The sequence below is a fragment of the Stenotrophomonas sp. SORGH_AS_0321 genome, assembly GCF_031453215.1.
Taxonomy (GTDB): domain Bacteria; phylum Pseudomonadota; class Gammaproteobacteria; order Xanthomonadales; family Xanthomonadaceae; genus Stenotrophomonas; species Stenotrophomonas chelatiphaga.
In genome coordinates this window covers 3,010,894-3,032,342 of record NZ_JAVIZG010000001.1, presented here as the reverse complement: position 1 = coordinate 3,032,342, position 21,449 = coordinate 3,010,894, and the positions used below count along the sequence as shown (strand labels likewise).

Genomic DNA, 21,449 nt, shown 5'->3' with positions numbered 1-21,449 from the left:
GGCGAGGATCCCACCATGAGTGCCATCGGTCGCCGCAAGCGTCGCAAGCTCAAATCCGAAATCAACGTCGTGCCGTACATCGACGTCATGCTGGTGCTGTTGATCATCTTCATGGTCACCGCGCCGCTGCTGACGCTGAGCTTCGAGGTCGACCTGCCGCGTTCCAATGCCAAGGCGCTGGAAAGCAAGCAGGACCCGATCATCGTGTCGGTGCGCGCAGACGGCCAGCTGAGCCTGAAGCTGCCCGACGACAAGCAGCCCAACGCGATGTCTTCGGAGGAGATGCAGGCCCGGCTGGGCGGCATCGTCGCGCAGGACAAGGCGGTGCGCGTGATCGTCGCCGCCGACCGCGCCGTGGCCTATGAAAAGGTCGTGGCCGCGATGGACGTGCTCAAGCGCGCGAACGTGGAAAAGGTTGGCCTGGCCACCGATGCACAGTGACGCCTTGCCGCCGCCGCGCGACGAAGAACAGGGCTGGGCCTGGCCGGTAAGCCTGGCTGCGCTGGTACACCTGCTGCTTGCGCTGGTGTTCATCGTGGCGTGGCTGTGGTCGCCCGAGCGCAACACCGAAGCCGCTGCCGGGGACCCGGCGGTGCAGGCCGACATGGCCCTGTCCAGCGCCGAAGCATCGGCGGCCCGGCAGGCGCTGCGCCAGTCCGAGCGCCTGGAGACCCTGCCCGAGCCGATTCCCGAGCCCATCGCCGAGCCCGAGCCGATCCCGGAAGACACCATTCCGCCGCCGCAGCCGACCCCCGAACCGCGCCCGATGGACGCGCCAACCCCGCAGCAGTCGCAGGCGCAGGAGCGCGTGGCGCAGCCGGACAAGGTCGACCAGGAAGCGGTCAGCGCGCTGGCGGTTTCGCAGGAAAAGGCCAGGCAGGAGCAGGAGGCCAAGCGTCGCCAGGAGCAGATCGACCTGACCGAACGCAAGCGGCAGGAAGAGGCCGAACAGCGCGCACGACTGGCCAAGCAGCAGGAAGCGGACCGGCAGAAGAAGATCGCCGAGGACGAGCGCAAGGCCAACGAAACCAAGGCCGAGGCGGACAAGCAGAAGAAGATCGCCGAGCTGCGTTCGCGCCGCGAGCAGGCCGAGAAGGAAGCCAAGCTGGCCGAGCAGCGCCTGCGCCAGGTGGCGGCGGCGCGCAACGCGGCGGCCGCGTCCAATGCCAGCGCCAGCAGCAGTGCGGCCGCGCAGCCGGCGGGTGGGGCAGGCGGCACCAGTGACGACCTGAGCGCCAAGTACGCCGCGGCGATCCAGGCCAAGGTCCAGGACACCTGGATCCGCCCGGACAACATCGCCTCCGGCCAGCGCTGCCAGATCGTCATCACCCAGCTGCGCGGTGGCCGCGTGCTGTCGGCCAAGGTCGGCGCCAGCTGTCCCTACGACGAGGCCGGCAAGCGCTCGATCGAAGCGGCGGTGCTCAATGCCCAGCCGCTGCCGTACGCGGGGTTCGAGCAGGTCTTCAACCGCGAGTTGATCCTCAACTTCCGCCCGGACTGAGTGCCCGGTAGTGACGGCCGCTGGCCGTCACAGGGTCGCTGGTGCCAGCGGGCCTCTTCGTTGATGGGTCCGCGGCCAATCCCTTTGACGGCCAGCGGCCGTCACTACAGATTGTCGGAGACCTTGCTTTCACACCGGTCTGGTTCATGATTGCGAAACCGTTCACCCCGTTCCTGCTATCCCTCGCTGTGGTTCCTTGACTGAGCATTCCATGAAAAAGATGCCCCGCTGGATGGTCGCGTTCGCGGCCCTGTTGCTTCCCTTTGCCGCGCTTGCGCAGCAGAAGGGCCTTGAGATCGACATCGTGGGCGGCAGTGCCTCGGCCACGCCGATCACCGTCGTGCCGATGCCCTACGAGGGTTCGGCCGCTGCGCCGCAGACCGACGTGGCCGCGGTGATCCGCGCCGACCTGGACCGTTCGGGCCAGTTCCGCACGCTGCCCGAAGCGCAGATCGTGGAAAAGCCCACCCGCGGCGGTGACATCCAGTTCCCGACCTGGCGCGCGCTGAAGCAGAACTACATCGTGGTCGGCCGCGTGCAGGACGCCGGTGCCGGTGCGTACCGCGTGGAATACGAGCTGTATGACGTGCCCAAGGGCGAGCGCCTGCTGGGCCTGGCGATGACCGCACGGGGCAACGCCATGCGCGATGTCGCCCACCAGATGGCCGATGCGATCTATGAAAAGATCACCGGCGTGCGTGGTGCCTTCTGGACCCGCATCGCCTATGTCACCGCCAGCGGTCGTGGCGATGCCATGCGCTATGCGCTGATGGTCGCCGATTCGGATGGCTACAACCCTCAGACCATCGTGCGGTCGGCCGAACCGCTGCTGTCGCCGTCGTGGAGCCCGGATGGCGGCAAGCTGGCCTACGTCAGCTTCGAGCGCGGCAATTCGGCGATCTACATCCAGAACATCGCCACTGGCGCGCGTGAGCTGGTGACCAGCTTCCGCGGCATCAACAGCGCCCCGGCGTTCTCCCCGGACGGCCGCAAGCTGGCCCTGACGCTGTCGCGCTCGGGCAACCCGGAGGTCTACTCGATGGACCTGGGCAGCAAGCAGCTGACCCAGCTGACCAACCACCTGGCCATCGACACCGAGCCGACCTGGGCCCCGGATGGCAGCGCGGTGTACTTCACCTCCGACCGCGGCGGCCGTCCGCAGGTCTACAAGGTTTCTGCAAGCGGTGGCAGCGCCGAGCGCGTTACCTTCCAGGGCAACTACAACGCCAAGCCGTCGGTGTCCTATGACGGCAAGAAGATCGCCGTGGCACAGGGTTCGGGCAACAGCTACAAGGTCGCCATGATGGACAGCTCACTGGGATCGCCGCGCTGGAGCACGCTCTCCACCGGTTCGCTGGATGAGTCGCCCAGCTTCGCTCCGAATGCCAGCATGGTGCTGTACGCCGCCCGTGAAGGTGGTCGTGGCGTGCTGTACGCGGTGTCGGCCGATGCACGTGTCCGCCAGCGCCTGGTGCTGGCTGATGGTGATGTTCGTGAGCCCGCATGGTCGCCATACCGTACCAAGCGCTAAAAGAGTGTTAATATTTTCCGAGATTTACCCCATTCACCGGCTTAGGAGCCTCAAAGGTATCGCCATGAACAAGACCACCAAAGTTCTGCTTGTTTCCCTGTTGTCCGTGGCCGTCCTGGCCGGTTGCTCCAAGAAGGTGAAGGAACAGCCGGCTCCGCCGGTTGACACCGGCTCGACCACCCAGCCGACCGGCCCGTCGACCTCCGGCCTGTACGGCCCGGGCGACCTGGACACCGATGCCTGCCTGCGCCAGCGCGTTGTGTACTTCGACCTGGACCAGGATTCGGTCAAGGACGAGTTCCAGGCCATCATGGCGTGCCACGCCAAGTACCTGCGTGACCGTCCGTCCTCGCGCATCACCCTGCAGGGCCACACCGACGAGCGCGGTTCGCGCGCGTACAACCAGGCCTTGGGCGAGCGTCGTGGCAACGGCGTGAGCTCGGCACTGCAGGCAAACGGTGGTTCGGCTTCGCAGCTGACCGTCGTGTCCTACGGTGAAGAGCGTCCGGTCTGCACCGATTCGAGCGAGTCCTGCTGGTCGCAGAACCGTCGCGTCGAAATCGTCTACACCGCGCAGTAATCCATGCGCATCGGCATCAATCTGATGCTGGTCGTGGCGGCAGCCTTCATGGCTGCCGCCCCGGCGTACGCGCAGCGGCAGAGCCTTGCCGACCGCGTCGGCGCGATCGAGCAGCAGCTGTACAACAACAGTGCCAACACCGACCTGTTGAACCAGATCACCCAGCTCCGCCAGCAGGTCGGGCAGATGCAGGGCACGATCGAACAGTTGCAGCACGATAACGCCCAGCTCAAGCAGGGCAACCAGGATGCGTTCCTGGACCTGGACGAACGCCTGAACCGCCTTGAAGGTGGCGCAGCGCCGGTCGTTCCTTCGGCTCCCGGCAGCAATGCACCGCTTCCCCCGGTTCCGGCCGTGCAGCCACCCGCAGCGGCCACTTCAGAGCGGCCGCCTTCGGTACATGGCGATGCAGGCAGCCTGGCGGTCAGCGGCGATGAGCGCACCACCTACAACGTTGCCTTCGATGCACTGAAGGCCGGCAAGTACGATGACTCCGCGCAGCTGTTCCTGAGCTTCCTGGAGTTGTATCCCAGCGGTGTCTACGCCCCCAATGCGCTGTACTGGCTGGGCGAAAGCTATTACGCCACCCGCAATTTCCCGATGGCCGAGCAGCGTTTCCGTGAGCTGATCTCGCGCTATCCGACCCACGACAAGGCCTCCGGCGGCCTGCTGAAAGTCGGCCTTTCCCAGTTTGGCGCAGGCCAGGTGGAGCAGGCCCAGCAGACCCTGGAATCGGTCGTGGCGCAGTACCCCGGCTCGGACGCCGCGCGCACCGCGCAGGACCGCCTGCAGTCGATCCGCCTGGGCCAGCAGATCCGCTGAGCCCCGTGCCGGAACCCGTTTTTCAAGAGCCGAGCCATGCTCGGCTGCTTTCGTTTCAGGTCCCCACCATTACGCATGAACGTCACGCCCGCCAACGCCGTCACCACGCCCAGTGACATCGTCCAGTCGCCGCTGCCGCGGCTGAAGATCACCGAGATATTCACCTCGCTGCAGGGCGAGGCGGATACCGCCGGCTGGCCGACCGTGTTCGTGCGCCTGACCGGCTGCCCGCTGCGCTGCCAGTACTGCGACACCGCCTACGCCTTCCATGGCGGCACGTGGTGGGACATCGATGCCATCGTGGCCGAGGTGCTGGCCCAGGGCGTGCGCCACGTCTGTGTCACCGGCGGTGAGCCGCTGGCGCAGAAGCGCTGCCTGATCCTGCTGCAGAAGCTGTGCGACGCCGGCATGGACGTGTCGCTGGAAACCTCCGGTGCGCTGGATGTGTCCGAGGTGGATCCGCGCGTATCGCGGGTGGTCGACCTGAAGACCCCCGGATCGGCCGAGATGGCGCGCAACAAGCTGGAAAACCTGCCGCTGCTGACCGCGCGCGACCAGGTCAAGTTCGTGATCTGCAGCCGCGAAGACTACGACTGGGCCAAGGCCATGGTCGTCGAGCACCATCTGGCAGAACGCACCATGGTGCTGTTCTCGCCCAGCAAGGGCGAGATCACCGCCCGCGAGCTGGCCGACTGGATCGTCGCTGACCGGCTGCCGGTGCGCTTCCAGATGCAGCTGCACAAACTGCTGTGGAACGACGAGCCGGGCAGGTAAGCTGCCGCGTCGTTGCTGATTCACCCCGGCGCGGGACAGCGTGCTGGCTCCCCTCCCCAAACCGGATGATTCACCCATGAAGAAGGCAGTCGTGCTTCTCTCCGGCGGCATGGATTCGGCCGCCGTCATCGCCCTCGCCCAGGAACAGGGCTTCGCCGTGCACGCACTCAGCGTGCGCTATGGGCAACGCCACACCTCCGAACTGGAAGCCGCCGCCCGCGTGGCCGCCGCCCAGGGCGTGGTCCTGCACAAGACCGTGGACGTGGACCTGCGCAGCATCGGCGGTTCGGCGTTGACCGGTGACATCGACGTACCGGAGGCGGGCGGGGAGGGCATCCCGGTCACCTACGTGCCGGCGCGCAATACGATCATGCTGTCACTGGCGCTGGGCTGGGCCGAAGTGCTTGGCGCCAACGACATCTTCTGCGGCGTCAACGCGGTGGATTACTCCGGCTATCCGGACTGCCGCCCGGAGTTCATCGCCGCGTTCCAGGCGCTGGCCAACCTGGCCACCAAGGCCGGCGTGGAAGGGGCGGGCATCACCGTGCACGCGCCGCTGCAGTTTCTCAGCAAGGCGCAGATCGTCAGTGAAGGCGTGCGCCTGGGCGTTGACTTCGGCCTTACGGTGTCCTGCTACAACGCCGATGCCGAAGGCGCCGCCTGCGGTCATTGCGATGCCTGCCGGTTGCGCGCGCAGGGCTTCGACGAAGCCGGCGTGGCTGACCCCACGCATTACGCCTGATCGGCGCGGGCGCTTCACCCCGGCGCCCGAATCAGGGTAGAATGCTCGCCCCCGGTGCCAAGCCGGGGGCAGCAATGGGCCGTTAGCTCAGTTGGTAGAGCAGAAGACTTTTAATCTTTTGGTCGATGGTTCGAATCCATCACGGCCCACCATTGCAGGCAGCATCAACAAAGCGCCCCCGAGGCGCTTTTTTGTTGGCTACAGATGATCGAAATCGAAAGGCTTCTGCCGAGGCAGTCCCGAGCTGTTGGAATCACCCCGTGGGGCGATGTAGTTGATCACCGACCACAGCGCGTAGGCCAGCGTGGATGCACCCACCAGCGCGCTGCAGACGCGCCGCGCGCGTTGCGCGCAGGATGGCGGCGCCACGCGCCGGTTTGGCGGCAGCTCGCGGTTCTGCACCATCTCCACGATCACGCTGTCGCGCAGTTCCACTACCTGTAGACCAGTGGACAGGCTGAGGGCGATGGATGGCCGCCTGAGCGCTGGCGGGTTATCGTTGTAGTGAAGAGGAGTTGCTTCCATCGCGCGTCTCCCGCTGTGTTCTTGTAGAAGGCTGGGGCTTATCCGGGTGGGCCGCTTGCATGAATCGCGCGCCCATGACCGCTCCCTCGTGCTCTGCACGTGCGGCCACGGGATGGCTGAGGCGCATACCGTCTCATTCTGATGTGACATGGAAGGCGAGTATGGTCAAGCTTGGTTCGGGAGGACAGCGCACAGATGGCGAAGTACGAACGGCAGGACAACTCTGAAACACGCTGGTTGAGTTTCAGGCTGCGCAACGGGCAGTCGATCGCGCCGGCCAAGCTGCGTGCCGGCTGGGCGGCCGCCGCGGCGGTGCCGGGAATTTCGGTGCGTCGCGAGGATATTGAAAGCGGGACGGTGGTCTACGCGTTGTACGGCCCCAGCAGCCTGGGCGCCCCGCAGGTAGCGGAAATGCGCATGCGACAGTTCCTGATGGACGAAGGCTACACCTTCACCATGGGGACCCTCGGCGCACGGCCGGGCATCCGGCTCTGATCCGCTGAAAGACGATGCCGGGTACCCCCCGGCGCCGCAGGGCATCACGCCAGATACTTACGGAACCAGCCGAGCGTCCGGTCCCAGGCCAGCGTGGCCGCGGCCTCGTCGTAGCGCGGGGTCGAGTCGTTATGGAAGCCATGGTTTGTGCCGGGGTAGACGTAGGCCTCGTACGTTGTCCCGGCCTTCTTCAGCGCCGCCTCGTAGGCCGGCCAGGTGGCATTGACGTTGTCGTCCTTCTCGGCGAAGTGCAGCAGCAACGGCGCCTTGATCCTGACCACGTCCTCCGGCTTGGCCTGGCGACCATAGAACGGCACCGCGGCATCCAGTTCCGGATAGGCCACGGCCGCTGCGTTGGACACGCCGCCGCCGTAGCAGAAGCCGGTGATGCCGACCTTGCCGGTGCCCAGCGATGATGCGCGCAGGTATTCGATGGCGGCGAAGAAATCATTCATCAGCTTCTCCGGGTCGACCTGCGCCTGCAGTTCACGGCCGCGCACGTCGTTGCCCGGATAGCCGCCGACCGAACTCAGCCCATCCGGCGCCAGTGCGATGAAGCCGGCCTTCGCCACGCGGCGCGCCACGTCTTCGACATAGGGATTGAGGCCGCGGTTTTCGTGTACCACCACGATGGCAGGCAGCTTGCCGGCAGCCTTGGCCGGCTTGACCAGGTAGCCGCGTACCTGCCCGTGGCCATTGGGCGAGGGATAGGTGATGTACTCGGCGACGATGTCCGGATCGGTGAACGGCACCTGCTGGGCCAGCGCGTAATCCGGGCTCAGCGCCGCCAGCAGGGTGGTGGCCGCCACGCCGGCCATCGCAAAGGCGGCAGCGCGGTCGAGGAAGTCGCGACGGCTCAGGCGGCCATGTACGTAGCCGTCATACAGTTCCAGAAGGTCCGGATGGAAATCCTTGGCGGTCAGTCGGGTCACGGGCGCGGCCTCTGCGAAAGCGGTGCACTGAATCTAGCATCGCTTCGGCCGGTGCGCCCGTGGCCGGCCGCTCAGGCGGCCTGCGGCGCGTCGTGCGGCAGGCCTTCACCGGAATGGCGGAAGCAGATGCGGATCGCATCCAGCAGTTCGCTCATGTTGTACGGCTTGGGCAGGAAATGGATGCCCGGGTGCAGCAGGGGCAATACCTCGTGCTGGCACATGCCGGAGGTGACCAGGATCGGCAGGCGCGGGAAGGCCGCACGCACGCGGTTGGCGGTCTCGATGCCGCTGATCCCGCCCAGGCAGACATCGGTGAACAACATATCGAACCGCTCACCGGCATTCAGCAGGCCCAAGGCGGCCTCGGCGGAACTGACGCCCACCACTTCACAGGCCTGGCTTTCCAGGGTCAGGCGGCTCAGCTCGAGGGTTTCCTCGGAATCTTCGATCAGCAGCACTCGCGGCTGCACATTCTGCTTTGACAACAACATGACGCACGGGCTCCGTGACACGACTGGAACAAGGGCAGCGGAGGCTCCTGGCCCCAGCGGCGCGCAAGTATGCGCGGGCAGGGGGTGAGTCCGGCGTGCAGGAACCGGTAACATCCGGTTACAGCGGCACCGGCCTGCGCGCACGCGCCGGCAGCTGCCAGCACAGCAGCACCGCCAGCGCTGCCGCGCCAAGGCGCAGGCCGATGCCCTGCCAGCCCATGGCGATGGCATCCGCTACGGTGATAACGTTCCAGGCCAGGTTCAGCGATACGTGCAGGGCCAGCCCGCTCCACAGCGTGTATCCGTCCAGGCGGTTCAGCAGCGCGAAGATGAAGCCGCCGATGCCGGTCACGGCGAACACCAGCGCGTCCATCGCCCCGCCTTCCGGGCCACCGACGCCCAGCCAATGGACGGCGCCGAACAGCACCGCCTGCACGCTGGCGGCCAGCCACCACGGCCACCCCAATACACGCTGGGCGAACACGAAGCCGAGGCCGCGGAACAGGATTTCTTCGGCCAGGGGGAACACCAGGGCCAACATCAGCAGCGCAAGCAGGTCGATGTCGGTGGCCAGCGCGCCCAGCCACCACAAGCCGATCCAGCATGGCACGGTGGCCAGCAGCACCAGCAGCGGTCCGCGCGGGCCGTTCCACTGCAGGCCCAGGCTGCGGGCCAGCGAGTTCCCCGGTGCCAGCAGCAGGGCGGCGGTCAGCAGCGCGATTGCGGTGGCCAGCAGGTTGTCCAGCAGGCTGCCACCGAAGGGCATCGGCAGGGCGGGGATCGGCGTGCCGATGGCCTTGGCAATATCGCGCACCCACAGCCCGAGCGCGACGGCGAGCAGCAGCACCAGCGAGGCGGGCAGGCGGGGGAGTCGGGAAGGCTGGCTCATCAGGGCATCCTTGCGTGGGTCATGCGGCACTATGTCGCCGTTGCAGCGCAGGCGCATACGCCGGAGGTCCATGTGCCGATCGTCAGGGCCGTTGCCATGCAGTCATCGGCGTGCGGGTACAGTGCAGGTCCCCCCACGAGCAGGAGCGCCAGCGATGCTGTGCCCCGTTTGCAAGACCCAGGCGCTGACCATGTCCGAACGCCAGGGCATCGAGATCGATTACTGCCCGCAATGCCGTGGCGTGTGGCTGGACCGTGGCGAACTGGACAAGATCATCGAGCGTTCGGCATCCGCGCCGGCCGTCCCGCCGCCCGCACCGGTGCAGGCCGCAGCGCCGGCTTACAGCCAGCAGCCACCGCCGCCGGTGGCCGTGCAGCACCGCGATACCCGCCACCTGGGCCAGCGCCACAACGACGGCTATGCGCAGCAGGGCCAGTACAACCAGCACGGGTACAAGAAAAAGAAGAAGGAAAGCTTCCTGTCGGACCTGTTCGATTTCTGAGTCCGTCAGGCAGGGCGATGCAGGATGTACTCGCGGTCACGCGAGTCACCGACGATGAAATCGTACTCGCCCACCTTGTAGCAGCCATGGCGCGCGTAGAAGCGCTGCGCGCCGTGGTTTTCCGACCATACGCCCACCCACAGGGCGCGCCGTGACGGGCGGTCCAGCCAATCCAGGAACGCGCTCATCAGGCGCTCGCCGTGCCCCGCATTCTGGTGGCTGGCCGACACGTACAGGCGCTTGAGTTCGATGTCTCCGGCTGCGGCCAGGGCGTGCGGCAGGCTGTTCGGTCCGGCGGCCAGATAGCCCACGGCGCGTCCATCGGCTTCCAGCAGCCACGCTGCAGCGTGCGGGTCAGCCAGTTCGGCGCGTTGCGGTTCCAGGCTGTAGTGCGCGTGCAGGAAGGCCTGCAGGTCCTGCGGCGGATATGAATCGCCGAAGGTTTCGGTGTAGGTGGCGATGGCGATGTCGGCCAGTGCGGCGGCATCGTCCACGCAGGCGCGGCGCAGGGTGGTGGGCATCGCCCATTGTAGAAGGCCCCGGCACACAGGGGGTACCGGGGCCTGTTTCAACGCGTCCTAGAACCACATCCTGGCGCCGGCCACCCAGCGCGTATCACGGACATGTGAATCGTCGGCATGGTCGGCGGTGGCGCCGAACAGGCGTTCGTGGCTGATGCCGATGTACGGCGCGAAGCGGCGACTGAACTCATAGCGCAGGCGCAGGCCCGCTTCGACCTTGTTGAGTCCGCGGCCGATGCGCTGGGCCGGCTCATCACGTGCGGCCAGCGTGGCTTCGACCATCGGCTGCAGGATCAGCCGGTTGCTCAGCAGCACCTCGTACTCCACTTCCGCGGTGGCCATCAGCTGGCCGCCGGAGCCGGCGTACAGCGTGGCGGAGGTTTCGAACTTGTACGGCGCCAGGCCCTGGATGCCCAGCGCAGCCCAGGTGCGCGCGTCCGCCGGCCGGAAGTCCTGCTTCACGCCGGCCAGCACGTCCCACCACGGGGAAATGCTGCGGCCATACAGCACCTCCAGGTCCGCTGCATCGGTGCGACCACCGCTGCGTTCGCCTTCGCTGCGCAGCCACACGCGGTTGATGTCACCGCCGATCCAGCCGGTGGCTTCCCACGCTTGTCCGGTGCCATGGCGCCCGTCCCAGTGTTCCAGCCGATCCACCAGCAGCAGGCTGTTGATCGACGGCGCGTGCTGCATGGCGGCGTGGTCGATGACCGGGAAGGCCGCCGCGCGGTCGGCGTCGGTGACCGCGGGGATCGGCTCGCGCGGCAATCCGGCAGCATCATGCTGCGCGTGGTTGCTGTGCGCATGTTCCCTACCGGCATGATCCATCTTCGAATGGTTCATCGTTGAGTGATCCATCGTTGAATGGTCCACCTTCGAGTGGTCCAGCACCGGTGCTGCAGGGGCGGGGTGGTGGTCGTGCGACTGTGCCAGCGCGGGCAGCGCCGCCAGCATCGCCAGGCCCAAGGCACTGCGCGCAAGGTTCAAGCAGACGCTCATTCTTCGATCCTCACTTCGCGCATCATGCCCGCTTCCATGTGGTACAGCAGGTGGCAGTGGAACGCCCAGCGGCCCAGTGCATCGGCGCGTACGCGATAGCTGCGGCGGGTGCCCGGCGGCATGTCCACGGTGTGCTTGCGCAGCTGGAAATCGCCCTGCGCATCTTCCAGGTCGCTCCACACGCCATGCAGGTGGATGGGGTGCTGCATCATGGTGTCGTTGACCAGCACGATGCGCATGCGCTCGCCGTAGTTCAGCCGCAATGGCTCGGCCCCGGCGAAGGGGATGCCATCGAAGGACCAGGCGAACTTCTCCATGTTGCCGGTGAGGTGCAGTTCCACCTCGCGGCCGGGCTCGCGCCCATCGGGATCGTCGAACAGGCTGCGCATCGCGCCGTAGGTCAGTACCTGGCGGCCATTGTCGCGCAGGCCGATGCCCGGATCGTCCAGCTTCGGGTCGGTGGCGCTGCTCTGCATGTCCACCAGCGGATTGCCGCGCTCGCTGGGTGGATGGGTGACCTTCGCGGGCATGGCGGCGGTTGTAGCGTGGCCCCCGTGTCCGGCGTGGGCGCCGTGGTCCATCGCCGGCATCGCGTGGTCCATGCCGTGGCCGGCCATCGCGCCGTGGTCCATCGCGTGGTTCATGCCGTGGCCCATGTCATGCCCCATATCGGCCATGGTCAGCAGGGGGCGCGGGTCACGCGCGGGTACCGGTGCCTGCAGGCCGTGGCGTACCGCCAGGGTGCCGGCGGCAAAGCCGGTGCGGCCCATGTCCTGGCAGAAGATGGTGTACGCATCCTGCCCGCTGGGTTCCACCAGCACATCGAAGGTTTCGGCCGGGGCGATGCGGAACTCATCGATGCTGACCGGGTGGATGTACTGCCCATCGGCGGCGACCACGGTCATCTTCAGGCCGGGGATGCGCACGTCGAAGTAGCTCATCGAGCCACCATTGATGAAGCGCAGCAGCACTTTCTCGCCGCTGCGGAACAACCCGGTCCAGTTGCCCGCCGGCGCGGTGCCGTTCATCAGGTAGGTGTAGGTATGCGCGTTGACATCGGAGATGTCGGTCGGCGTCATCCGCATCCGCCCCCACATGCCGCGGTCGGACAGCGCCGCGCCCCAGCCATCGCGGCGCGCATCGCGCAGGAAGTCGGGCAGGGTGCGCTTGTAGTAGTTGTCGTGCTCGGCCAGCTTCTTCATGCGCCGGAACAGTGCCCCGGGATCCAGGTCGGTCCAGTCCGACAGCAGGATCACGTGTTCACGGTCGAACGCGTACGGGGGAGGTTGCGCCGGGTCGATGATCAGCGCGCCGTACAGCCCGGCCTGTTCCTGGAACAGGGAATGGCTGTGGTACCAGTAGGTGCCGGACTGCTTGAGGGTGAAGCGGTAGTGGTAGGCCTCGCCCGGGGCGATGCCGTTGAAGCTCAGGCCCGGCACGCCGTCCATGTTGGCCGGCAGCAGGATGCCGTGCCAGTGGATCGACGTGGGGTGGTGGGCCAGCGTGTTGCGCACGTGGATGTCCACGGTCTGGCCTTCGCGCCAGCGCAGGATCGGCGCGGGCAGGCTGCCGTTGACGGTGATGGCCGGACGGGTACGGCCGGTGAAATTGGCCGCCGATTCACCGATCGCCAGTTCGATGTGGGCCTGGCCGAGCACCTGCGGGGCGGTGGCCAGGGCCGGGCCGGCGGCGGCGAACGCGCGCGATGGCAGGCCGGTGGCGGCGGCCCCGGCGACCACGCCACCGGCGGCCAGGCCCTGCACGAACAGGCGGCGTGACGGCTGGGCCGGGAGGCCCGGACCGTAAGAAGAAGAAAAACGCATTGTAGGAAACTCCAGACGCAGGAAATCACCGACCCGGCGCAGCGGCGCGCGGGCCAGCATCAAGTCACGCCACCGGCGTGGGCGCTGGAATCAGCAGATGGGAGGGCGTTGGATGCGGGGCAGCGCGGGCGTGGGATGGCCCGGTGCATGCTGTTGCGGCGGCCGTGTGCCGGCGTAGTCGGCGGCCAACAGGGCAAGTCCCTCGGCGGCCAGCGCCGGTTGCTGCGCGCAGGTACGCACGCACTCCTTCAACTTGCAGTGGGCATCGTCCGGCGCTGCCTGGGCCTGGTGATCGGCGGCGTGCGGGGGCTGCATGCCGGTCTGTGCCGGGGCGTGGCCGTGGCACGGCGGCGCTGCAGCGGGGGCGGTTTCAGCCGCGTCCATCCGGTGTCCTCCGGCCATGGCCGCGTTCAGCCCGTTGAGCAACAGACTGAGCATCAGCACCACGCGCAGCAGGAGGGAGGCCACGGACATGGCGCTACCTTAGCGGGATCGCCGGGTTGATGCAGCCCCGGCTGAACCGCGGGTTCAACCCTGGAGCAGGACAAGGCACCACGCCTCAGCCTTCTTCACGAACCACGTCGATCAACTGCGGGCCGTAGCGCGACAGCTTGGTACCGCCGATTCCCCCGACCCGGGCCAGTTCGTCCAGCGACGTCGGGCGCTGTTCGGCGATGTTGCGCAGGGTGCTGTCGTGGAAGATCACGAAGGCCGGTACGTTCTGCTCGCGGGCCAGTTCGGCGCGCAGCCCACGCAGCGCGTTGAACAGCGCCAGGTCCTGCGGCAGCACCGACAGGCCGCTGCCGCTGCGCTGGCTGCTGCGTTCGCGGCTGCTGGCGGGGGCGCTGTCACGGCGCATGCTGATCTGCCGCTGGCCCTTGAGCACCTCGCGGCTGGCGTCGGTCAGGCGCAGGCCGCCGTGGCCGGCAGTGTCCACTTCCAGCACGCTGGTGGCCACCAACTGGCGGAACACGCTGCGCCAGGTCCGCGCATCCAGGTCCTTGCCGATGCCGTAGGTGCTCAGCTTTTCATGGCCGCTCTGGCGCACCTTGTCGTTTTCGTTGCCGCGCAGGATGTCGATCAGGTGGCCCACGCCGTAGCGCTGCCCGCTGCGGTACACGCAGCTGAGCGCCTTCTGCGCCGGGATGGTGGCATCCCAGGCCGCCGGTGGGGTCAGGCAGTTGTCGCAGTTGCCGCAGGCCTGCGGATAGGTCTCGCCGAACCCCGCCAGCAGCACCTGGCGGCGGCACTGCATGGATTCGCAGTAGCCCAGCAGGTGGTCCAGCTTGGATCGCTCCAGCTGCTTGCGTTCTTCACCGGCCTCGGATTGTTCGATCATCTGCTTGAGCAGCACCACATCGCCGAGGCCGTAGCACAGCCAGGCTTCGGCGGGTTCGCCATCGCGGCCGGCGCGGCCGGTTTCCTGGTAGTAGCCCTCCATCGACTTGGGCAGGTCGGTGTGGGCGACGAAGCGCACATCGGGCTTGTCGATGCCCATGCCGAAGGCGATGGTGGCGCACATCACGATGCCGTCTTCGCGCAGGAAGCGGCGCTGGTTGTTGGCACGCACGTCGGCCGGCAGGCCGGCATGGTAGGGCAGGGCGGTGAAGCCCTGGCTGCACAGGAATTCGGCGGTTTCCTCGACCTTGCGCCGCGACATGCAGTAGACGATGCCGGCCTCGTCGCGGTGGCTGCGCAGGAAGCCGGTCAGCTGCTGGCGCGCGTTGTCCTTCTGCACCACGGTGTAGCGGATGTTGGGACGATCGAAGGAGCTGACGAAGTGGCGCGCCTGGGCCAGGTCGAGGCGCTCGGCGATCTCGCGCTGGGTCGGTGGATCGGCGGTGGCGGTCAGCGCCAGCCGCGGGATCTCCGGCCAACGCTCGTGCAGCACGGTGAGCTGGCGGTATTCGGGACGGAAGTCGTGGCCCCACTGCGACACGCAGTGCGCTTCGTCGATGGCGAACAGGGCGATGCGGCTGCGCGAGAGCAGGGACAGGAAGCGGCCGGTCAGCAGGCGTTCGGGGGCGACATACAGCATGTCCAGCTCGCCGGCCAGCAGGTCGCGTTCGACGCGCGCGGCGGTTTCGCCGTCCAGGGTGGAGTTGAGGAATTCGGCGCGCACGCCGAGCTGGCGCAGGGCTTCGACCTGGTCCTGCATCAGCGCGATCAGCGGGGAAATGATGATGCCGCAGCCGTCGCGCAGCAGGGCCGGGACCTGGTAGCAGAGCGACTTGCCGCCGCCGGTGGGCATCAGGACAAGGGCGTCATGGCCGGCAGCGACGTGCTCGACGATGTCCCGTTGCGGGCCGCGGAAGTCGTCGTAACCAAAGACGCGGCGGAGCAGCTCGTGCGCGGGACTGGAAGGCATCCCGGTAGTTTACCCGTTCGCGCGGGTTGCTGGTCTGCTGACGCTTCAAGCAGCGGGGCTACGTGCTGGGCGGGGCGGGGAGGCTTGGCCGGGGGACGGCAAAAGCCGCTCCTGCGGGCCTCGTTTCGCGCCATCCATGGCGCTCAACGCCCCCGCCAAGCCTCCCCGCCCCACCTCCGACAGTTCATCGGCCGCCTCGGTAGCGCCGAGCCGTGCTCGGCGGAAACCATCAGACACCGTGCACCGCACCACCCACGCCATCCAACAGCGTGCAAGCCCCCTTTGTTAAAGGGGGCGCGCCGAAGGCGGGGGGGACAGGAGGGATGCGGGGGCAGTAAGGAGCGGAGCTCCGGTAGCGCCGAGCCGTGCTCGGCGGAAACCATCAGACACCCTGCACCGCACCACCCACGCCATCCAACAGCGTGCAAGCCCCCTTTGTTAAGGGGGGCGCGCCGAAGGCGGGGGGATAGGAGGGATGCGGGGGCAGTGAGGCAGCGGGGCTTCGCCCCACTGCCTCACTGCAGCAGCGAGCGCAGCATCCAGGCGTACTTTTCGTGGGTCTGCAGGCGCTGGGTCATCAGGTCTTCGGTCGGGGCGTCGTCGGCGTCGTCGGCCACGTCCAGCACCTGGCGGGCGGTGCGGCAGACCGCTTCGTTGGCGACCACCAGCTGGCGTACCATTTCACGCCAGTCGGCGCTGTTGGTCAGGCCGGGTTCTTCCGGGATGGAGGTCAGCGCGGCGAATTCGCGGTAGGAGCCCGGTGCGTTGAAGCCCAGTGCGCGGATGCGCTCGGCCACTTCGTCCAGGGCAGCCCACTGTTCGGTGTACTGGGTTTCGAACATGGCGTGCAGCGAGTTGAACATCGACCCGGTCACGTTCCAATGGAAGTTGTGGGTTTTCAGGTACAAGGTGAATGCGTCAGCCTGGTAGCGCGACAGCCCGTCGGCGATCTTCTTGCGCTCGCCTTCCTTGATCCCGATATCAATACCCGGTGCCGACGGAGCGGCCGCGGCGAGCTTCTGCTTGCCGGTCTTGGCGACGTTCGCCTTTGCCAGTGCCGGGGCCTTGGTGATGCTCTTGGTCTTTGCCATGGGGACGTTTCTCCTTGTGGATGAGATGATCTTCACGATAGACCAGAACTAATGTCTGGTCGCTATCAAGTTTTTAAACGAATTGATTGATGAACTCTATTGAAAAAAACCCGGCCTCCCGCCTGTCGCAGCAGCGGACCGCCCTCGACGGCGCGATGACCCGCGACCGCGGGCGCCTGCTCGGCATGCTCTCGCGCTGGCAGTCCAAGCCGCAGGATGCAGGGCTGGCGCAGGCGTTCGAGCAGGCACTGCAGGCGTCGGTACAGCGCCGCCAGGCACGGGCCAGCCAGAAACCGGCCATTACTCTGGACCCGCAGCTGCCGATCGCGCGTGAAGCCGAGTCGATCATCGCGCTGATCCGTGACCACCAGGTGGTGGTGATCGCCGGTGAAACCGGGTCGGGCAAGACCACCCAGCTGCCCAAGCTGTGCCTGGCTGCCGGCCGCGGCGAGGCGGGGATGATCGGCTGCACCCAGCCGCGGCGGATCGCGGCGCGTGCGGTGGCCAGCCGCGTGGCGCAGGAATTGAACAGCGAACTGGGCCAGCTGGTGGGTTTCCAGGTGCGCTTCAACGACAAGGTCAGCGAAGACAGCCGCATCAAGTTCATGACCGACGGCATCCTGCTGGCCGAGATCGCCAGCGATCGCTGGTTGTCGCGCTATGACACGATCATCGTCGACGAGGCACACGAACGCAGCCTCAACATCGATTTTCTGCTCGGCTACTTGAAACAGCTGCTGAAGAAGCGCCCGGACCTGAAACTGATCGTCACCTCGGCGACCATCGATACGGGGCGCTTTGCCGAACATTTCGACGATGCGCCGGTGATCAGCGTGGAAGGGCGGACCTATCCGGTCGAAGTGCGTTACCGCGCGCTGGAAGGCGAGGGCGAAGCGCAGGGCGAACGCACGGTCAACGATGCCATCGTCAGTGCCATCGACGAGATCACCCGCCTGGATGCACGTGGCGATGTGTTGATCTTCCTGCCCGGCGAACGCGAGATCCGCGATGCGCACCAGTCGCTGGAACGGCGCAAGTACCGCAACACCGAAGTGCTGCCGCTGTACGCGCGGCTGTCCAATCAGGACCAGGACCGGGTCTTCAACCCGGGCCCGAACCGGCGCATCGTGCTGGCCACCAACGTGGCCGAGACCTCGCTGACGGTGCCGCGCATCCGTTACGTGGTCGATCCGGGCTTTGCCCGCGTCAAGCGCTACAGCCCGCGGCAGAAACTGGATCGCCTGCATATCGAGCCGATCTCCCAGGCCAGCGCCAACCAGCGCAAGGGCCGCTGCGGACGCGTGGCCGAAGGCATCTGCTACCGCCTGTACGCCGAGGCTGATTTCCAGGCCCGACCGGACTTCACCGATCCGGAAATCCGGCGCTCCAGCCTGTCCGGGGTAATCCTGCGCATGCTGCAGCTGGGCCTGGGACGGATCGAGGATTTCCCGTTCCTGGAAGCGCCGGACGAGCGCGCGGTTGCCGACGGCTGGCAGCAGCTGGCCGAGCTCGGCGCGGTCGATGGCGAGCGCCGCTTGACCGCCGTGGGCAGGCAGATGGCGCGGCTGCCGGTAGACGTCAAGCTGGCGCGCATGCTGGTGGCCGCGCAGGCGGCCGGCTGCCTGAAGCCGATGCTGGTGATCGCCTCGTTCCTGGGCATCCAGGATCCGCGTGAGCGTCCGCCCGAAGCCCGTGGCGCCGCAGATACCGCGCATGCCCAGTTCGCGGATGGACGCTCGGAGTTCGTCGGCGTGCTGCGGCTGTGGGATGCCTACCGGCAGGCGCATGAAGACCTGACCCAGTCCAAGCTGCGTGACTGGTGCGGGCGCAATTTCCTCGGCTTCCTGCGCATGCGCGAATGGCGCGAGCTGCATCGACAGCTGCGCCTGCTGTGCGAGGAACTGGGCTGGACCGAAGAGGCCAGCGAGGCCTCGCTGGCGCCGCTGCTGGCCGGCAGCAAGGCACCGGCCGCGGCCAGCGACGACGCCACTGCGATCAAGGCCACGCGTGGCCAGCTGCACCGCGCCGCGCGACTGGCGCGCGAGGGCAAGCCGGCCGAGCAGGCGCCTGCGCCGGTGGCGGTGCGTGCGCAGAAGGAGCAGGCACCGGAAGGCGGTGGCTTCAGCGAACGCGCCCGTTCGGCTGCCTACCAGACCCTGCACCGCGCGCTGATCGCCGGGCTGCCCACGCAGATCGGCCACCGGACTGAAAAAGGCGATTTCCAGGCACCCCGCCAGCGCCGCTTCCAGCCGTTCCCGGGCTCCACCCTGGCCAAGCGACCGCCCCCGTGGTTGCTTGCCGCCACCCTGCTGGATACGCAGAAGATCTGGGGCCTGACCAATGCGGCGATCGAGCCGGACTGGGTGATCGCCGAGCTGCCGCACCTGCTGCTGCGCAAGCACTTCGATCCACACTGGTCACGCGCGCAGGGACAGGTGCTGGCCTCGGAACAGATCAGCCTGTTCGGGCTGGTGCTGGCGCCGAAGAAGCCGGTGCATTACGGCCGCATCGAACCGGCCGAAGCGCACGACATCTTCGTTCGCCAGGCGCTGGTGACCGGCGAGATCACCACCCGCGCCAGCTTCGTCGCCGACAACCAGAAGGTGCTGGAACACGCCCGCGAGGAAGAAGCCAAGCTGCGCCGCGCCGGCATCGTCGCCGACGAAGGCTGGCAGGCGCGCTGGTACCTGGACCGGATTCCGTCGGAGATCCATTCCGCGGCCGGACTGGATGCGTGGTGGAAGAGCCTGCCGCCTGCGCAGCGGCATGGCCTGTCCTGGTCACTGGTCGATCTGCTGCCGGGCGAAGGCAGCGAAGAAGACCGGTTCCCGAAGTACTTCGCGCTGGGCGATGCCCGGCTGCCGCTGACTTACCGCTTCGAACCGGGCGCCGACGATGATGGCGTGACCCTGGACGTGCCGCTGCACCTGCTCAATGCACTGGATCCGGTGCAGCTGGGCTGGCTGGCGCCGGGCTTCGTGGCGGACAAGGCCACGGCCTTGATCCGCAGCCTGCCCAAGGCGATGCGGCGCAATTACGTGCCGGCACCGGACTTCGCCCGGGCCTTCGCCGAAGCATTCCCGCAGCCCAGTGCCGATGACATCCGCGGCGAGCTGGCGCGCTTCCTGTCGCGCGCGACGGGGGCAGCGGTGGCCGCGCTCGATTTCGACCTGGAGTCGGTCGATACCCACCTGCACATGAACCTGCGCCTGCGCGATGAGCAGGGCAAGGTGCTGGCGACCTCGCGTGACCTGGACGGGCTTCGCGCACGCTTTGGTGACCAGGCCGGGCATGCCTTCGCTGCGCGTGCTGGGCGTGACATGGCGGCAGAAGGCCTGCGCGATTTCCCGCCTGCCCCGATCCCGCTGCAGGTGCCCGGCGAAGCCGGGGTACCGGCCTACCCGGCACTGGTGGACGAAGGGGATTCGGCTGCGCTGCGCATCTTCGCCGATCCGCAGCAGGCCGCTGAAGCGCATCCGCGCGGCGTGCGCCGACTGCTGGAGATCGGGCTGGCCGAGAAGGCCAAGCAGGCGCGCAAGCAGCTGCCGGTGTCGCCGAAAACCGGCTTGTTGTATGCGGCCATCGAGTCGCAGGAGCGGCTGCGCGGTGACATCGTGGACGCGGCGATGAATGCCGTGCTGGCCGAAGGCCTGGATGCGATCCGTGACCCGCAGGCGTTCGCGCAGCGGCGCGACAGCGCGGCCAGGTCACTGTTTGCCGAAGCGATGGAGCGGCTGAAGCTGGCCGAGTCGATCCTCGGCCTGGTGGCTGAGATCAAGCCGGCGCTCGAGGCACCGTTGATGGGCTGGGCACGCGGCAATCTGGATGACATGGAGCGGCAGTTGGCCGGGCTGGTGCATGCCGGCTTCCTGCGTGACACGCCTGCCGACGCGCTGTCGCAGTATCCGCGCTATCTCAAGGCGATGCTGCTGCGGACCGAACGCGCCAAGCGCGATCCGCCGCGCGACCAGGCCCGCATGCTGGAACTGCATCCGTTCCTGGAGGCGCTGCAGAAGGCACGCGAGCAAGGCATGCAGGACCGGCCGCAATGGCAGGCACTGCGCTGGGACATCGAGGAACTGCGGGTGTCGCTGTTCGCGCAGGAGCTGATCGGGCGCGGCGGTATTTCAGCCAAGAAGGTCGCCCAGCGCGTCGCCGAACTGCACAAGGCGCGCTAGCGCGGAGCCCGGCCGGGCGCGGTCGGCCCGGCCCGCCTTCACTTCACCCGCTTCACCTTGGCGCGGGTGTTGACGCCGGGAATCTGCAGATACCAGGCACCGCTCACCGACGGGGCGATGCTGACCTGCGGATCCTGCCGACGCACGCCGCCGACGTTGGCGCTGTCGGTCTGCTCCCAGTGCTGGCCGTTGGCCAGTACGTACACCCGACCCTGGGCAAAGCCGCGGAATTCGCCGGGCAGCACGCTGGTGATCGGCTCGCGGCTGCCGAAGTCGAAGAAGCCGCGGTTCTCTTCGACGACGGCCTTGCGGCCCTCTTCGCGCGCGACCTGCAGGGCGGCGGCCGACGCGGCTTCGACCTTGCCCTGCAGCCAGCGATTCAGGCTGGCCAGTTCGGTTGGTTCCAGCTTGTCCAGTCCGGCGGCCTTGAACTCGGCCGGGCTCATCTGCTGTTGCAGGTCGCCCTCCACCACGCGCTGGGCCCAGGCCGTCGAGGAAAACGCCAGCAGGGCGAGCGAGCAGGCAAGCAGGCGGGGCGAGGGCAGGGTCATGGGCGGCTTCCAGAGGGAGTGGGCCGAGTGTAGGCCAGCCACGCCGGGCATGAACATAGGCGGCCGGATGTCCGCGCAACGATTGTTCCTGAACGGGTGCGGCGCTAGTGTAGGTCGTACCTGTCTTATCCGTG

General features: G+C 67.3%; 21 protein-coding genes and 1 tRNA gene. 11 read left to right on the top strand and 11 right to left on the bottom strand.

The genetic code is table 11. The annotated features are described in order from the left end of the window. The first annotated feature begins 15 nt into the window (after window positions 1–15). The 8 genes from tolR (at window position 16) to QE373_RS13520 (ending at window position 6,102) form a co-directional block, all read left to right on the top strand. Window positions 16–441: a protein TolR gene (gene tolR, locus QE373_RS13555; protein ID WP_057687312.1), complete on the top strand. Its 426-nt coding sequence runs from the start codon at window positions 16–18 to the stop codon at window positions 439–441. Then, window positions 431–1,501, top strand: coding sequence for a cell envelope integrity protein TolA (gene tolA / locus QE373_RS13550; protein WP_123699559.1), 1,071 nt, complete (start codon window positions 431–433; stop codon window positions 1,499–1,501). The genes tolR and tolA overlap by 11 nt, the downstream gene beginning before the upstream one ends. 211 nt (window positions 1,502–1,712) lie before the next feature. Then, window positions 1,713–3,032 carry a Tol-Pal system beta propeller repeat protein TolB gene (gene tolB / locus QE373_RS13545; RefSeq protein WP_057687314.1) on the top strand — a complete coding sequence of 440 codons (1,320 nt, stop codon included), beginning with the start codon at window positions 1,713–1,715 and terminating at the stop codon, window positions 3,030–3,032. Window positions 3,033–3,096: 64 nt separating this feature from the next. After that, window positions 3,097–3,612 (top strand): peptidoglycan-associated lipoprotein Pal, encoded by a 516-nt coding sequence (gene pal, locus QE373_RS13540; RefSeq protein ID WP_309687429.1) that lies wholly within the window; start codon window positions 3,097–3,099, stop codon window positions 3,610–3,612. Between the two features lie 3 nt (window positions 3,613–3,615). Next, a complete protein-coding gene (ybgF, locus tag QE373_RS13535) occupies window positions 3,616–4,434 on the top strand; it encodes a tol-pal system protein YbgF (RefSeq protein ID WP_182656864.1) in 819 nt (272 codons plus the stop codon). Between the two features lie 75 nt (window positions 4,435–4,509). Beyond that, window positions 4,510–5,208 (top strand): 7-carboxy-7-deazaguanine synthase QueE, encoded by a 699-nt coding sequence (gene queE / locus QE373_RS13530; RefSeq protein WP_057687317.1) that lies wholly within the window; start codon window positions 4,510–4,512, stop codon window positions 5,206–5,208. Between the two features lie 76 nt (window positions 5,209–5,284). Next, the gene (gene queC, locus QE373_RS13525) at window positions 5,285–5,950 is read left to right on the top strand and encodes a 7-cyano-7-deazaguanine synthase QueC (protein ID WP_309687425.1); all 666 of its coding nucleotides are present in this window, start codon (window positions 5,285–5,287) and stop codon (window positions 5,948–5,950) included. Window positions 5,951–6,026: 76 nt separating this feature from the next. Then, window positions 6,027–6,102 (top strand) — tRNA-Lys (locus QE373_RS13520). 46 nt (window positions 6,103–6,148) lie between these two features. Here QE373_RS13520 and QE373_RS13515 read toward each other — a convergent pair. Continuing rightward, window positions 6,149–6,475 carry a hypothetical protein gene (locus QE373_RS13515; RefSeq protein ID WP_309687422.1) on the bottom strand — a complete coding sequence of 109 codons (327 nt, stop codon included), beginning with the start codon at window positions 6,473–6,475 and terminating at the stop codon, window positions 6,149–6,151. Between the two features lie 195 nt (window positions 6,476–6,670). Between QE373_RS13515 and QE373_RS13510 the strand changes: the two genes are divergently transcribed. Further along, window positions 6,671–6,970, top strand: a complete 300-nt coding sequence (locus QE373_RS13510; protein ID WP_057687320.1) for a hypothetical protein — start codon at window positions 6,671–6,673, stop codon at window positions 6,968–6,970. Window positions 6,971–7,014: 44 nt separating this feature from the next. On the opposite strand, the gene yghX is transcribed toward QE373_RS13510, so the two are convergent. From yghX to QE373_RS13495, 3 genes are all read right to left on the bottom strand, one after another. Continuing rightward, window positions 7,015–7,902: a YghX family hydrolase gene (gene yghX / locus QE373_RS13505; RefSeq protein WP_309687418.1), complete on the bottom strand. Its 888-nt coding sequence runs from the start codon at window positions 7,900–7,902 to the stop codon at window positions 7,015–7,017. A 71-nt stretch (window positions 7,903–7,973) separates the two neighbouring features. Continuing rightward, window positions 7,974–8,393 (bottom strand): response regulator, encoded by a 420-nt coding sequence (locus QE373_RS13500; protein ID WP_309687415.1) that lies wholly within the window; start codon window positions 8,391–8,393, stop codon window positions 7,974–7,976. 118 nt (window positions 8,394–8,511) lie between these two features. Then, window positions 8,512–9,282 (bottom strand): CPBP family intramembrane glutamic endopeptidase, encoded by a 771-nt coding sequence (locus tag QE373_RS13495; protein ID WP_309687413.1) that lies wholly within the window; start codon window positions 9,280–9,282, stop codon window positions 8,512–8,514. 154 nt (window positions 9,283–9,436) lie between these two features. Here QE373_RS13495 and QE373_RS13490 point away from each other — a divergent pair, with 154 nt between their 5' ends. Further along, on the top strand, window positions 9,437–9,784 hold the full coding sequence (locus QE373_RS13490; RefSeq protein WP_309687410.1) for a zf-TFIIB domain-containing protein: 348 nt from the start codon (window positions 9,437–9,439) through the stop codon (window positions 9,782–9,784). A gap of 5 nt (window positions 9,785–9,789) precedes the next feature. Here QE373_RS13490 and QE373_RS13485 read toward each other — a convergent pair whose 3' ends face one another. The 6 genes from QE373_RS13485 to QE373_RS13460 all read right to left on the bottom strand — a co-directional run bounded on the left by QE373_RS13485 (window position 9,790) and on the right by QE373_RS13460 (window position 16,586). Beyond that, window positions 9,790–10,305, bottom strand: coding sequence for a GNAT family N-acetyltransferase (locus tag QE373_RS13485; protein WP_309687407.1), 516 nt, complete (start codon window positions 10,303–10,305; stop codon window positions 9,790–9,792). Between the two features lie 57 nt (window positions 10,306–10,362). Then, the gene (locus QE373_RS13480) at window positions 10,363–11,304 is read right to left on the bottom strand and encodes a copper resistance protein B (RefSeq protein WP_309687404.1); all 942 of its coding nucleotides are present in this window, start codon (window positions 11,302–11,304) and stop codon (window positions 10,363–10,365) included. Continuing rightward, window positions 11,301–13,127, bottom strand: a complete 1,827-nt coding sequence (locus QE373_RS13475; protein ID WP_309689817.1) for a copper resistance system multicopper oxidase — start codon at window positions 13,125–13,127, stop codon at window positions 11,301–11,303. The genes QE373_RS13480 and QE373_RS13475 overlap by 4 nt, the downstream gene beginning before the upstream one ends. 90 nt (window positions 13,128–13,217) lie before the next feature. Beyond that, entirely contained in the window at window positions 13,218–13,601 is a 384-nt protein-coding gene (locus QE373_RS13470; RefSeq protein ID WP_309687400.1) for a CopL family metal-binding regulatory protein, read from the bottom strand. 85 nt (window positions 13,602–13,686) lie between these two features. Then, window positions 13,687–15,495, bottom strand: coding sequence for a DNA helicase RecQ (recQ, locus tag QE373_RS13465; protein ID WP_309687397.1), 1,809 nt, complete (start codon window positions 15,493–15,495; stop codon window positions 13,687–13,689). Window positions 15,496–16,010: 515 nt separating this feature from the next. Beyond that, window positions 16,011–16,586: a Dps family protein gene (locus tag QE373_RS13460; protein ID WP_309687395.1), complete on the bottom strand. Its 576-nt coding sequence runs from the start codon at window positions 16,584–16,586 to the stop codon at window positions 16,011–16,013. Window positions 16,587–16,675: 89 nt separating this feature from the next. On the opposite strand from QE373_RS13460, the gene hrpA reads away from it, so the two are divergent. Next, a complete protein-coding gene (gene hrpA, locus QE373_RS13455) occupies window positions 16,676–20,764 on the top strand; it encodes an ATP-dependent RNA helicase HrpA (RefSeq protein WP_309687392.1) in 4,089 nt (1,362 codons plus the stop codon). 38 nt (window positions 20,765–20,802) lie between these two features. Here hrpA and QE373_RS13450 read toward each other — a convergent pair whose 3' ends face one another. Beyond that, window positions 20,803–21,315 (bottom strand): hypothetical protein, encoded by a 513-nt coding sequence (locus tag QE373_RS13450; RefSeq protein ID WP_309687389.1) that lies wholly within the window; start codon window positions 21,313–21,315, stop codon window positions 20,803–20,805. Between the last annotated feature and the right edge of the window lie 134 nt (window positions 21,316–21,449).

Bases quoted from the DNA above. Each gene is read 5' to 3' on its own strand.
- tolR (WP_057687312.1), top strand. From the start codon at position 16: ATGAGTGCCATCGGTCGCCGCAAGCGTCGCAAGCTCAAATCCGAAATC.
- QE373_RS13485 (WP_309687407.1), bottom strand. From the start codon at position 10,305: ATGCCCACCACCCTGCGCCGCGCCTGCGTGGACGATGCCGCCGCACTG.
- QE373_RS13450 (WP_309687389.1), bottom strand. From the start codon at position 21,315: ATGACCCTGCCCTCGCCCCGCCTGCTTGCCTGCTCGCTCGCCCTGCTG.
- hrpA (WP_309687392.1), top strand. From the start codon at position 16,676: ATGAACTCTATTGAAAAAAACCCGGCCTCCCGCCTGTCGCAGCAGCGG.
- pal (WP_309687429.1), top strand. From the start codon at position 3,097: ATGAACAAGACCACCAAAGTTCTGCTTGTTTCCCTGTTGTCCGTGGCC.
- QE373_RS13490 (WP_309687410.1), top strand. From the start codon at position 9,437: ATGCTGTGCCCCGTTTGCAAGACCCAGGCGCTGACCATGTCCGAACGC.
- QE373_RS13460 (WP_309687395.1), bottom strand. From the start codon at position 16,586: ATGGCAAAGACCAAGAGCATCACCAAGGCCCCGGCACTGGCAAAGGCG.
- recQ (WP_309687397.1), bottom strand. From the start codon at position 15,495: ATGCCTTCCAGTCCCGCGCACGAGCTGCTCCGCCGCGTCTTTGGTTAC.
- tolB (WP_057687314.1), top strand. From the start codon at position 1,713: ATGAAAAAGATGCCCCGCTGGATGGTCGCGTTCGCGGCCCTGTTGCTT.
- QE373_RS13480 (WP_309687404.1), bottom strand. From the start codon at position 11,304: ATGAGCGTCTGCTTGAACCTTGCGCGCAGTGCCTTGGGCCTGGCGATG.
- QE373_RS13515 (WP_309687422.1), bottom strand. From the start codon at position 6,475: ATGGAAGCAACTCCTCTTCACTACAACGATAACCCGCCAGCGCTCAGG.
- QE373_RS13495 (WP_309687413.1), bottom strand. From the start codon at position 9,282: ATGAGCCAGCCTTCCCGACTCCCCCGCCTGCCCGCCTCGCTGGTGCTG.
- ybgF (WP_182656864.1), top strand. From the start codon at position 3,616: ATGCGCATCGGCATCAATCTGATGCTGGTCGTGGCGGCAGCCTTCATG.
- QE373_RS13475 (WP_309689817.1), bottom strand. From the start codon at position 13,127: ATGCGTTTTTCTTCTTCTTACGGTCCGGGCCTCCCGGCCCAGCCGTCA.
- QE373_RS13470 (WP_309687400.1), bottom strand. From the start codon at position 13,601: ATGTCCGTGGCCTCCCTCCTGCTGCGCGTGGTGCTGATGCTCAGTCTG.
- queC (WP_309687425.1), top strand. From the start codon at position 5,285: ATGAAGAAGGCAGTCGTGCTTCTCTCCGGCGGCATGGATTCGGCCGCC.
- QE373_RS13500 (WP_309687415.1), bottom strand. From the start codon at position 8,393: ATGTTGTTGTCAAAGCAGAATGTGCAGCCGCGAGTGCTGCTGATCGAA.
- queE (WP_057687317.1), top strand. From the start codon at position 4,510: ATGAACGTCACGCCCGCCAACGCCGTCACCACGCCCAGTGACATCGTC.
- tolA (WP_123699559.1), top strand. From the start codon at position 431: ATGCACAGTGACGCCTTGCCGCCGCCGCGCGACGAAGAACAGGGCTGG.
- QE373_RS13510 (WP_057687320.1), top strand. From the start codon at position 6,671: ATGGCGAAGTACGAACGGCAGGACAACTCTGAAACACGCTGGTTGAGT.